This is a genomic window from Caulobacter sp. CCH9-E1 (genome assembly GCF_001556515.1).
Classification (GTDB): Bacteria; Pseudomonadota; Alphaproteobacteria; order Caulobacterales; family Caulobacteraceae; genus Caulobacter.
On record NZ_LSJA01000022.1, the window covers coordinates 1 to 11963 of the forward strand.

10 protein-coding genes are annotated in these 11963 nt (G+C 69.5%); 8 read left to right on the forward strand and 2 right to left on the reverse strand.

Going from position 1 to position 11963, the window contains the following annotated elements; genetic code table 11:
* Positions 1-64 precede the first annotated feature (64 nt).
* Positions 65-1291, reverse strand: a complete 1227-nt coding sequence (locus AX690_RS01370) for a serine hydrolase (protein WP_066683329.1) — start codon at positions 1289-1291, stop codon at positions 65-67.
* A 120-nt stretch (positions 1292-1411) separates the two neighbouring features.
* Between AX690_RS01370 and AX690_RS01375 the strand changes: the two genes are divergently transcribed.
* The 5 genes from AX690_RS01375 (at position 1412) to AX690_RS01395 (ending at position 7111) form a co-directional block, all read left to right on the forward strand.
* Positions 1412-3331 carry an ATP-binding protein gene (locus AX690_RS01375; RefSeq protein WP_066683330.1) on the forward strand — a complete coding sequence of 640 codons (1920 nt, stop codon included), beginning with the start codon at positions 1412-1414 and terminating at the stop codon, positions 3329-3331.
* 581 nt (positions 3332-3912) lie between these two features.
* Positions 3913-5163, forward strand: a complete 1251-nt coding sequence (locus tag AX690_RS01380; protein WP_066683331.1) for a TetR/AcrR family transcriptional regulator — start codon at positions 3913-3915, stop codon at positions 5161-5163.
* A gap of 216 nt (positions 5164-5379) precedes the next feature.
* Positions 5380-6495 (forward strand): hypothetical protein, encoded by a 1116-nt coding sequence (locus AX690_RS01385; RefSeq protein WP_066683332.1) that lies wholly within the window; start codon positions 5380-5382, stop codon positions 6493-6495.
* Between the two features lie 59 nt (positions 6496-6554).
* Positions 6555-6788 (forward strand): type II toxin-antitoxin system ParD family antitoxin, encoded by a 234-nt coding sequence (locus AX690_RS01390; RefSeq protein ID WP_066683334.1) that lies wholly within the window; start codon positions 6555-6557, stop codon positions 6786-6788.
* Complete coding sequence (locus AX690_RS01395; RefSeq protein ID WP_066683336.1) at positions 6785-7111, forward strand: type II toxin-antitoxin system RelE/ParE family toxin; 327 nt, start codon at positions 6785-6787, stop codon at positions 7109-7111. Before AX690_RS01390 ends, AX690_RS01395 begins: the two co-directional genes overlap by 4 nt.
* A 4-nt stretch (positions 7112-7115) precedes the next feature.
* Here the strand turns inward: AX690_RS01395 and AX690_RS01400 are convergent, their stop codons facing one another.
* The gene (locus AX690_RS01400; protein WP_066683338.1) at positions 7116-7796 is read right to left on the reverse strand and encodes an FABP family protein; all 681 of its coding nucleotides are present in this window, start codon (positions 7794-7796) and stop codon (positions 7116-7118) included.
* A 248-nt stretch (positions 7797-8044) separates the two neighbouring features.
* Between AX690_RS01400 and AX690_RS01405 the strand changes: the two genes are divergently transcribed.
* From AX690_RS01405 to AX690_RS01415, 3 genes are all read left to right on the forward strand, one after another.
* Entirely contained in the window at positions 8045-9535 is a 1491-nt protein-coding gene (locus AX690_RS01405) for an efflux transporter outer membrane subunit (protein WP_066683340.1), read from the forward strand.
* 11 nt (positions 9536-9546) lie between these two features.
* Entirely contained in the window at positions 9547-10614 is a 1068-nt protein-coding gene (locus tag AX690_RS01410) for an efflux RND transporter periplasmic adaptor subunit (RefSeq protein ID WP_082769432.1), read from the forward strand.
* The coding region (locus tag AX690_RS01415; protein ID WP_197426744.1) for an efflux RND transporter permease subunit at positions 10614-11963 on the forward strand (1350 nt) is incomplete at its 3' end. The genes AX690_RS01410 and AX690_RS01415, both read left to right, overlap by 1 nt.

An 11963-nucleotide genomic window follows, 5' to 3' on the forward strand; every position in this document is an offset into this window, starting at 1 on the left:
TTCAACCCCTCATCCGTCAGCTTCGCTGACACCTTCTCCCGCAAGGGGAGAAGGAGAAATCCGCCTACCCCGCCGCCTCGGTCAGGCTGGAATACACCAACGTCCGCAGCTCCCGCCGGATCGGGTAGGCGCTGGAGGGCATCAGCTGGGTCATGAACACCACCGCCAGGTCCTCGACCGGATCGATCCAGAAGGCGGTCGAGGCCATGCCGCCCCAGAAGTACTCGCCCAGCGAGCCCAGATTCTTGGTGCGCGCCTGATCGACGGTCATGGCGAAGCCGAGGCCAAAGCCCAGCCCCTCGAACACCGCCTCGCTGAACAGGGACTTGGAGAGCTGGGTCAGCTCCTGGCCGCCCGGCAGGTGGTTCATGGTCATCAGCTTGATGGTCTTGGGGCTGAGCAGGCGCGCGCCGTCCAGCTCGCCGCCGTTCAGCAGCATGCGGCAGAAGCGCATGTAGTCGTCGGCCGTCGATACCAGCCCGCCGCCGCCCGACTTCAGGGACGGATCGCTCAGGTAGCGGCTCTTTTCCGGGTCGTCCTGCAGCACCACCTTGCCCGACGGCGTCAGGGCGTAGCAGGCGGTGAAGCGGGCGCGCTGGCTTTCGGGCACGAAGAAGCCGGTGTCGACCATCTTCAGCGGATCGAAGATGCGGGTCTTCAGGAAGACGTCGAACGGCTGGCCCGAGATGGTCTCGACCAGATAGCCCAGCACGTCGGTGGCGACGGAATAGTTCCAGGACTCGCCCGGCGAGAACTCCAGCGGCACGGTCCCCAGCGCATCGACGAAGGCCTGCAGGCCGCCCTCGCTGTCCACGCCGTCCAGCTTCAGCTTGCGATAGGCGGCGTCGACATTGGTGCGCTGCTGGAAGCCGTAGGTCAGGCCCGCCGTGTGGCGCAGCAGGTCGATCATCCGCATCGGTTCGGTGGCCGGCTTGGTCAGGAAGGCGCCCTGCACGCCGCCGTTGAAGACGCCGAGGTTCCGCCAGGCCGGGATGAAGCGGTGCACCGGATCGTCCAGCGCCACCAGGCCGTCCTCGACCAGCATCATGAAGGCCACGCTGGTGATCGGCTTGGTCATCGAATAGATGCGGAACAGACTGTCGGCCTTCAGCGGCTTTCCGCGCTCGACATCCGCATGGCCCAGCACCGACGTGTAGGCCAGCTGGCCGCGCCGCCAGACTTGGGTCAGGGCGCAGGGCAGTTTTCCGCTGTCGATGTACTTGGATTGGATGAAGCCATCGATGCGCTTCAGGCGCTCGGACGACATTCCCACGGCTTCCGGCGTACTCAAGATTCTCTCTCCCCTGCGCATTGTCTTTTGGCGTCGCCCGAAAAGGGCGAGCGCGACATTCCGTCGCAACCCAAACTTTACCCGCTTGAGCGCATCCTAATTGAAGACGAGGGAATCAGGATGGGCAAGCACTTGGACGCGGGGGCTGCCTCAAGGATCGAAGCGGCGGCCGCCGACTGGTTCTTCCAGAGCAGCCTCGACATGTTCGTCGTGCTGCACGACCGGACCATCGCCCGCGTCAATCCCGCCTGGACCCAGGCGACCGGCTGGAGCCCCGAGGATTCGCTGGGCCGGCACATCAACGACTTCTTCCATCTGCACGACACGCCGATCATCGAGGATATCGACCGGATCCTTCAGGCGCGCGGCCAGGCCACCGGCGAGCACCGCCTGGCGCGCAAGGGCGGCGGCTGGCTGTGGGTGCGCTCGCAGTCCAAGGTGCTGGAGGGCGGCGACCTGCTGATCGTGTTCCAGGACCGCACCGAGGAGCGGGCCCGCAACATCGCCCGCCAGCAGGCCGAGCGCTCCAACGAGCTCCTGCGCACCGCCACCGGCGTCTATGTCTGGCGCTTCAACGCCCGCAAGGGAATCTACGTCTTCGAGCAGGACATCCCCACGCCCAGCCATCCAGAAGGCGGGATGCGGACCATGTCGATCTCGGAGATGACCCAGTCGATCCATCCCGACGACCGCGACCGCGCCTGGGAGGCCCTGTCGCGCACCCTGCGCACGGGCGAGCACATCGAGATCGACTACCGCTACCTGGACCCGCCGGCCGACCGCTGGGCGCACATCCACTCGTCCTGGCGCGGCGTCCGCGGCGCCAGCCCCGAGACCTGGGACGTGATCGGCATCAGCCAGAACGTCACCGAGCTGGTCGAGGCCCGCGACGCGGCCCTGGCCGCCGCCGACGCCAAGAGCCAGTTCCTGGCCAATATGAGCCACGAGATCCGCACCCCGATGAACGGCGTCTTGGGCGTGCTGCATCTGCTGAAGAAGGAGCGGCTGTCGGCCGACGGCCGTCGCCTGCTGAACGAGGCGCTGGACTGCGGCGAGATGCTGTCCCAGTTGCTGAACGACATCATCGACGTCTCGCGCATCGAGGCGGGCAAGCTGGAGCTGGCGCCGGAGCCGACCGAGCCGGCCGAGCTGCTGCGCGGCGTCGCCGAGATGCTGCGCCCTCAGGCCGAGGCCAAGGGGCTCTATCTGCGGGTGGAAGCCGCCGGGGATCTCGGCTGGGTGGTCACCGACCCCCTGCGCCTGCGCCAGGCCCTGTTCAATCTGCTGGGCAATGCGGTGAAGTTCACCCTGACCGGCGGGGTCGTCGCGCGGCTGTCGGGTCGCCGCGACGGGGAAAGCCTGCGCCTGCGCTACGAGATCGAGGACACCGGCGTCGGCATCGACCCCGAGGCGGCCGCCAAGCTGTTCGAACGCTTCCGGCAGGGCGACGGCTCGACGACCCGACGCTTCGGCGGCTCGGGCCTGGGCCTCGTCATCTGCCGGCGCCTGGCCGAGCTGATGGGCGGCGACGTCGGCTTCGACAGCACGTCGGGCCAGGGCTCGACCTTCTGGATCGAGATCGAGGCCGAGGCCAGCGCGGCGCCGGTCGAGGCCCATGACGATGACGACGACACGCCGCTGTTCGCCGGCCTGCGGGTGCTGCTGGTCGAGGACAACGCCACCAACCGCCTGATCGCCGGCCGCATGCTGGAGGCGCTGGGCGCGCAGGTCAGCCTGGCCGAGGACGGCGTCCAGGGCGTGGCCATGGCCCGCGAGGGCTTCGACCTGATCCTGATGGACATCCAGATGCCGGGCATGGACGGCGTCGAGGCCACGCAGCGCATCCGCGCCCTGCCCGCCCCGATCGGAACCGCCCCGATCCTGGCCATGACCGCCAACGCCATGGCCCACCAGCAGGCCGGCTATGTCGCCGCCGGCATGGACGGCGCGATCGCCAAGCCGCTCTCCCCCGCCGCCCTGGCCCGCGCCATCATCCAGGTGCTGACCAGCGACAGGACGGGAACGCTGAAGGCGTCGTAGGGGCGGTCCGAGAAGCCCTCCAGATAGACCGACCTCCCCGGCGAATGCCGGGGCCCAGTTTCATCCGGAGCGGCTGGGGATGACGCGACATGGCTCTGGACTATACGGCCGGGCGTCAATGGGTTCGATCTGGATCCCGGCATTCGCCGGGAAGGTCGGGTTTTAGGCCGAGGACTGGGATCGACCCTGAGGGGACCTATTTCCCTCTCCCCCTGCGGGAGAGGGTGGCCGCCGAAGGCGGTCGGGTGAGGGGGCGCGCTCCGCTATCCCGACACGTCTTTCAACCTCATCCGTCAGCTTCGCTGACACCTTCTCCCGCGGGGGGAGAAGGAAACCCGAGTCTCCTAATCCCCCATCACGCCCCCTCAGCATATCCGCCTAGGACGCCGCTGACGGATTTTGTGCGGAACGGTCGGATGATCAGCCCCCCGCCAGCACCCCCTGAAACATTCCTGACAAACCCCGACGCTAGGGGAGGCGATTGTCCCTCTACGGAAGGGATGGTCTTTCGGGCCGCGCCTCGGACGCCTAGATAGGCGAAACGTCCGATCGCGCCGGCTCCTGGCCCGCGCGTTTTTGGGGTGAGTTCGATGGACGATGGTCGGATCGGCGGAGCGGCGACGGCGCGCTACGCCCGCAAGAAGGAGACGATCCTGGCGGCGGCCACGGCGATCCTGAACCGCCAGGGCGTGCGCGGCATGACCCTGGCCGACGTCGCCGCCCAGGTGGGCCTCAACACCACCAGCGTCACCTACTACTACCGCAAGAAGGACGATCTGGCGGCGGCCTGCTTCATGCGCGGCCTGGAGCGCCTGGAGGCCATGGTCGAGGAGGCCGCCGCGCAAGGCTCGCCCGCCGACCGCATCGTCAAGTTCATCGAGCTCTATCTCGACCTGCACCGGAGCGTGCGGCTGGGCGAGGCCACGCCCCTGACCAGCTTCGCCGAGGTCAAGGCGCTGAAGGAGCCCCTGCGCGGCTCGGTGGTCGAGGCGTTCAACAACCTGTTCCGGCGCGTGCGGAGCTTCTTCGACGATCCGTCCCTGGCCCATCTGGACAAGCGCCAGCGCAACGCCCGCGCCCACCTCCTGATGGAGCAGGTCTTCTGGTCGGGCCGGTGGCTGCGCCGCTACGACGTCGAGGACTATGGCCGGGTGCGCGACCGGATGGGCGACATCCTGCTGAACGGCCTGCCGGCCGCCGGTCGAGCCTGGGCGCCGCGTCCCCTGCCCGACCCGACCCCGACGTCTCTCGACGGCCTGGAGTGGCGCGAGACCTTCCTGGTCGCCGCCACCCGCCTGATCAACCAGCGCGGCTATCGCGGCGCCTCGGTCGAGGAGATCTCGGCGGCGCTGAACGTGACCAAGGGCTCGTTCTACCACCACCACGACGACAAGGACGCCCTGGTCGCCGAGTGCTTCGAGCGCACCTTCACCGTCACCCGCCGCTCGCAGCTGGACGCCAGAGAACTCGGAAAAGGGGCCCTCGGCGCCGATTGCTGGACCCAGCTGGTTTCGACCGCCGCCGGACTGACCAGCTACCAGCTGTCGGAGCACGGGCCGCTGCTGCGCGCCTCGTCGCTGGGCGCCCTGCCCGAACCCCTGCGCGGCGACATGGCCGACGGCTACATGCGCGGCTGGCAGCGCTTCGCCTCGATCATCTCCGACGGGATCGCCGACGGCTCGATCCGACCGATCGACCCCAGTATCGCCGCCCACATGATCAACTCGATGCTGAACGCGGCCGCCTCGCTGCCGACCTGGGTTCCCGGCCTGAACGGCGAGGAAGCCGCCGAGCTGTTCGCCCGGCCGCTGCTGACCGGGGTGTTGGGGTAGGTTGCTTCTCCCCTTGCGGGAGAAGGTGGCCCGAAGGCCGGATGAGGGGTCGGAAGGCGGCTCCGCTCGTGCCCCCCCTCACCCGTCCGCCTGACGGCGGCCACCCTCTCCCGCAAGGGGAGAGGGGCAAAGTGTTGCGACACATTAACCATAACCTAGGTCGCGTCGCCCTCGCCTGATACGCTCAAGGCACTGATTCGCCTTGAGTCTCGCCGCATGACGACGATCAATCCGTACTCGTCGACCTACGCGCCTGGCCTGACCGCCGGCCAGACGGCGACGCAGCGCGCCAACCAGGCGACCGGCTACGGCCAGACCCGCGATCAGAGCCCGACGATCAACACCCCGGCGGTGAACGTCACCCTGTCGGCGGCCGCCCAGGCGGCGCTGAGAGCCCAGACCGACTCCCGCGCGACCGAGGGGGTGGTCGCCGAGGCCAAGGCCCAGATCGCCGCGCTGCTGAAGGCGGCCAAGACCGCCAGCGCGCTGAAGGACGGCGACCCGACGATCGACGTCTCGGGCCTGGACCGCCGCACGCTCTACGCCGTGGCCAGCAACCAGGGCGGCGGCTTCCCGATCGAGCAGCAGGTGGTCGCGTCGCTGGCGCTGAAGGCCAAGAGCGACCAGGCCCTGGCCGCCCCCGCCGCCCAGGCGCGGCTGACCGGCGACTACGCCGCCCTCTACCAGACCGCCATCGACCAGATGGACGCCGCCGGCCCCGAGGAGAAGGCCTCGGCCGCCTGGAGCCGCGACCGCGCGGCCCTGGTCGAGGCCCGCGGCCAGGCCATCGCCCGCCCGGGCCTGGCGCCCGTCGGCGTCCAGAACGACACCGTCGCGGCCTATATGCACGAGGCGGGCGGCGTCGTGGCCGGCGCCAAGACCCGCGACTTCGGCAAGGTCGCGACCGATGTCCGCGCCGCGCTCGACAAGCAGTATTCGCTGGCGGTGCATCCAGACGCGGCCAAGAGCCCCGACAGCGGCGACATCGACTTCCGTCGCTTCGACGACCGCTCGCTGGCCGCGGTGGCCCTGAACCAGGACGGCCAGTTCTCGGCTCACGAGACCCGCATGGCCCAGATCGAGGTCCGCTCGCGCGACAGCGCCGCGATCAAGGCCAGCTACCAGTCGACCAGCGCCGACGAGGGCGGCTTCGGCAAGGCGATGATCACCCGCTACGCCGGCATGACCGCCGAGGAGCGCCAGGCCTCCGGCTGGACGCCGCAGACCTACAGCAAGATGGTCGAGCTCCAGGCCTCGCGCGACAAGCTGGGCCGGATGTTCAACGCGGATGGCTCCATGGCGGGACCGCCGAGCTTGTTGGATTATCTGTAGGTAGCCCCGCGGGCCTCGCCTGCCTTGCCAAAATTTGCCAACGGCGCGATGCTGGCCCTATGACGACGATGAACATCTCGCTGCCTGATACGCTCAAGGACTTCGTCGATGAGCAGGTTACAGGCCGTGGTTATGGATCGAGCAGCGAGTATGTGCGCGAGCTGATCCGCAAGGACCAGGATCGTCAAAAGCTGCGCGGCCTGCTGCTCGAGGGGGCCAACTCTCCGCCGAGCGCCGTCTCTGATGAAGACTACTTCGCAGCCCTAAGGGCGCGTGTGCGCGGCCAACGGTGACGGCGTACCGGATCGTTCGGCGCAGGCGCGCCGAACAGGATGTCGATGAAGCGCTAGCCTTCTACCTGGCCGAGGCCAACGGCGAGGTCGCGCTCGGGTTCATCGAGGCTCTGGAGCAATGCTATCGCCGGATCGGTGAAAGCCCCGCCGCTGGCTCCAACCGCTACGCCCACGAACTCGACCTGCCCGGTTTGAGAAGTCGAGCGCTGAAGGGCTACCCATATTTCGTCTTCTATGTTCAGCGCCCGGACCACATCGACGTTTGGCGGGTCCTTCACGCCGCCACCGACATTCCGACCTGGATCAGCGACGAAGAGCTTTAGCCCCTCACCCCAGCGTCAGGAACCCGTGCGCTTGGGCCAGGCTCTCGCCGGCGGCGATGCGGGCGCTGGGGTTGGGCTTGGGTTCGCCGACCTTGACCAGGGTGTTGCGGTCGATGTGCTTGAACGGCTCGTCGCGACCCCGGACCTGCAGCATCGTCGTGGAGACGTACGACCAGCCGCCGTCGTCCTCGAAGCGGACGTCCAGCTGGTAGGAATCCGTCCGAAACGCCCACTCCAGGAAGTCGGTGGAGCAGATGCCGTAGCCCGGACCGCCGCGCTCGGCGCGCACCGAGAGGCCCGAGCCGTCGGGGTTCGCCTGGCCCTTGGCGAGCGCGACCTGGCCGCGCGGAATGGCCAGGGTCTGCATGATCAGCCCCGTCGCCGGCTCCCATAGCCAGTAGCCGATCTGGTCGTGGAAGGTCACATCCTCGTCCGAGGCGACGATGTGGACGTGGTAGCGCAGGCCATACAGCAGCTGCGGACCGTTGGCCTGCGGGTCGATCGGATGCAGTTCGATGCGCTCGCGGAACTCGCGGCGCTCGGGCCCCTCGGCCTTGGGGTTCAGGTCGACGCCCTTGCGGCCTTCCCAGACGCCGGCGAGCCGGGTCAACGGCCCCAGATTGGCCAGGGTGTCCGGATCAACGTCTTCCGGTTCGGAGTAAATGTCGGCGGGAAAATCGCTCATGCGTCCTTGGGTCTATCACATCCCGCCGAAGGTCAAGCTTGCGAAGGGATTGGTATTCGTCCGGCGGCGTCTTCGCCTCGTATATGTGACGTGTATAGGGGGCGTCGGTGGCAGGATTGGGAGCGTCGCAGCAGAAGCTTAGCCGAAGCGTTCGACGAGGGGTTTCGCATCCCTCCAGGGACGCTTAAGTGGGACAACATCGGTCGCCGTCTCGCGTCCGGCCGCCGCAACAATCGGAACTGATCTTCATGCGTTTCGCCAAGACCGGCGCGGCCGGGCGTTCTGGCTCCTCTTTCCACGCGCGCGGGACCCTGCTGGCGGCGACGGCGGTCGCGCTCAGCGGCTGCGTCACGCCCGCCCCCAAGGTCGATACGCGCCTGCCCGCCGCCTACGCGGCGCCGGCCGGCAAGCCCCTGCCGACCGCGACGCTGGACCAGTGGTGGACCAGCTTCGACGATCCGGTCTTGAACGAACTGGTCGCGACGGCCCTGGCCCAGGCGCCCGACGCGCGCCTGGCCGCCGCGCGACTGGAGGAGGCCCGCGCCACGCGCCAGGGCCAGATCCGCCAGCTCTACATTCCCTCCACGCCCCTGACCGGCTCGGCCAAGCGCACCGACACCGACATCATCGACCAGAGCGGTTCGGGCGGCTTCACCCAGGGCGGGGTCAGCAAGACCTATTCGGCCAATTTCGACGTCTCGTGGGAGCTGGATCTGATCGGCCGCCGCCGCACCGCCCGCAAGGTGGTCGACAACGATCTGGCCGCCGCCCGCTTCTCGTACGAGGGCGCCCGCGCGGCCCTGGCCGCCAATGTCGCCCAGTCCTACTTCGAGGCGCGCGGCTACGCCGTCCAGCTGGACGACGCCCGCCAGAACGCCCGCATCGCCCAGAGCCTGTACGACGTCGCCGCCGAGAAGGGCCGCCGCGGCCTGTCGGCCACCTCGGAGGGCGAGCGCACCGCCGCCGACCTCGCCCAAGCCCAGGCCCAGGTCGCCCAGCTGGAAGCCCAGCTGCAGGCCGCGCGCCGCAGCCTCTTGATCCTGGTCGGCAAGGGCGTCGATCCGCTGGCGAGCCTGCCAGTCGAGCCGGTCCTGGCCGCAGCGCCGCCGATCCCCGCCGCCGCCCCGGCCGAGCTGCTGGCCCGCCGTCCCGACGTGCGCGAGGCCGCCGCCAGGCTGCTGTCGGCGTCGGCGACCCTGAACGTCAACGAGCTGGCGCTCTTTCCGACCCTGACCCTGACGCCGGGCCTCGGGATCTCGAAGTCCGTCAGCCCCAGCTTCCTGCAGCAGGGCGCGACAAGCTCGACCACCAGCTCGGCCTGGACCCTGGGCGCCAACCTGTCGATCCCGGTGCTGGACATCCCCAAGCTGCTCTCGGACATCAAGGCCCAGGGCGCGCGGGTCGAGCAGGCGGCCGTCACCTACGAGCAGACCGTCCAGCAGGCGTTCGGCGAGGCCGAGAACGCCCTGGTCCAACTCGACGCCGACCAGCGGCGCGTGGCCCTGCTGGCCGCCGGCGAGCGTCGCGCCGCCGTCGCCTACGAGGCCAGCCGCAAGGGCTACGCCGCCGGGCTCACCGACCTGACCACGGCCCTGCAGGCCGAACAGTCCTGGCGCGGCGCCCGCACGGCCCTGACCGGGGCCCAGACCCAGGCGCTGCAACGCGCCGTCCAGACCTACAAGGCGCTCGGCGGCGGCTGGACGCCCGCCAGCGTTCCCCAGAAGCCTTCCGCGCAATGAGACCCGCTCCGATGACGACCCGCTCCCTGATCGCCACCGCCCTGGTCAGCGCCGCCCTCGTCGGCGTCGGCGGAGGCCTCTCCGCCTGCGGCAAGAAGACCGAGCCGCAAGCCGCCAAGCCCGCCAGCGCCGACCAGGCCCGCGCCGTCTCGGTCACCCGCGTCGAGACCCGCGCCCTGGGCGGCGGGTTCAAGGCCTCGGGTCAGCTGATCCCGCGCGAGGAGGCGGCCGTCGGCTCGGAGCTCTCCGGCTATCGCGTCGCCAATGTCTTCGTCGAGGAAGGCGCCTGGGTGAAGGCCGGCCAGCCGCTGGCCCAGCTGGACAACACCCTGCTGCGCGCCCAGATCGCCCAGCAGGCCGCCGTCGCCGCCCAGGCGGAGGCGGAGGCCAAGCGCGTCACCGGTCTCGACGGCCAGGGCATCCTCTCCCAGGAGCAGATCGAGAGCCGCCGCTACACCGCAAAGGCCCAGGCCGCCGCCCTGGAAGAGCTGCGCACCCGCGACCGCCGCATGACCATCACCGCCCCGGTCTCGGGCCGGGTGCTGGAGCGGACCGTGCGTCCCGGCGACGTGGCCGGCGGCAGCACGCCCTGGTTCCGCATCGCCCGCGACGGCCTCGTCGAGCTGAACGCCGAGGTCAACGAGGCGGATCTGGCCAATGTCCGCGTCGGCCAGCCGGCGCAGGTGACCGTTCCCGGCGGGACGACGGTGTCGGGCAAGGTCCGCATCATCAGCCCGCTGATCGACGCCAACACCCGCCTTGGCCGCGTGCGCGTGCAGCTGCCGCTGAACGACGCCCTGCGCGCGGGCGGGGTGGCCACGGCGGTGTTCGGCGCCTCGGGCGCCCAGGTCGCCGCCGTGCCCGAGGCGGCCCTGCGTCTCGACGCCGAAGGGGCCTCGCTGATGGCGGTCGACGACCAGAACCGCGCCCGCCAGATCCCGGTCAAGACCGGCGCCCGGTCCGGCGGCTGGGTGCAGCTGCTGGACGGCCCCGCCGTCGGCACGCGCGTCCTGCTGGGCGGCTCGGCCTTCACCCTGGACGGCGACAAGGTGAAGCCGGTCGAAAAGGCGGCCCGCTGATGTCGTCGCAACTCCGCGTCTCCGCCTGGGCGATCAAGAACCCAATCCCGATCGCGGTGCTGTTCATCGCCCTGATGCTGGGCGGGATCGCCAGCTACTTCATGCTGCCGATCAAGCAGTTCCCGAACATCTCGTTCCCGATGGTCGTCGTCACCGTCACCCAGAGCGGCGCGGCCGCCGGCGAGATGGAGACCCAGATCACCCGTCCGATCGAGGACGCGGTGGCCAGCCTCTCGAACGTCAAGAGCATCCGCTCGACCGTGGTCCAGGGCGCCTCGACCACGCAGATCGAGTTCGAGATGGGCATGGACCTGCAGAAGGCCGTCGACGACGTCCGCTCCAAGGTCGACCAGACCCGCACCGAGATGCCGCGCGAGATCGACGAGCCGATCGTCCAGCGCATCGAGCTCGACTCCCTGCCGATCAACACCTACGCGGTCTCGGCCCCCGATATGTCGATGACCGACCTGTCCTGGTTCGTCGACGACACCATCGCCCGCGCCCTGCAGGGCGAGAAGGGCGTGGCCCAGGTGGCCCGCGTCGGCGGCGTCGAGCGCGAGATCAACATCGTCGTCGATCCCGAGCGCATGGCCGCCGCGGGCGTCACCGCCCCGCAGCTCAGCAACGCCCTGGCCCAGTTCAGCCAGGACGTCCCGGGCGGCCGCGCCATCGTCGGCGCGCGCGAGCAGACCGTCCGCGTGCTGGCCGCGGCCCACACCGCCGAGGACCTGCGCGCCCTGACCATCCCGGTGGCCGGCGGCCGCTATGTGAAGCTGACCGACGTCGCCCAGGTCGGCGACGGCGCGGCCGAGCCGCGCTCGTTCGCCCGCCTCGACGGCCGTCCGGTGGTGGCCTTCCAGGTCAGCAAGACCAAGGAGTCCAGCGACGTCCAGGTCGAGGACCGGGTCAACGCCGCGATCAAGAAGCTGGAGGCGGCCCATCCGGGCGTGACCTTCACCAAGATCTATTCGGTCGTCGACGACACCCGCGCCAGCTTCGACGCCACGGTCCGCACCCTGGTCGAGGGCATGATCCTGGCCGCGATCGTGGTGCTGCTGTTCCTGCGCGAATGGCGGGCCACCCTGATCACCGCCATCGCCATGCCGATGTCGCTGGTGCCGACCTTCATCTTCATGGCGATCATGGGCTTCTCGCTCAACGTCGTGACGCTGCTGGGCCTGACCCTGGTGATCGGCATCCTGGTCGACGACGCCATCGTCGAGATCGAGAACATCGAAAAGCGCGTCGCCGCCGGCCAACGCCCCTACGAGGCGGCCATCGTCGGCGCGGACTCGATCGGCCTGGCGGTCGTGGCCACCACCTTCACCATCGTGGCGGTGTTCGCGCCG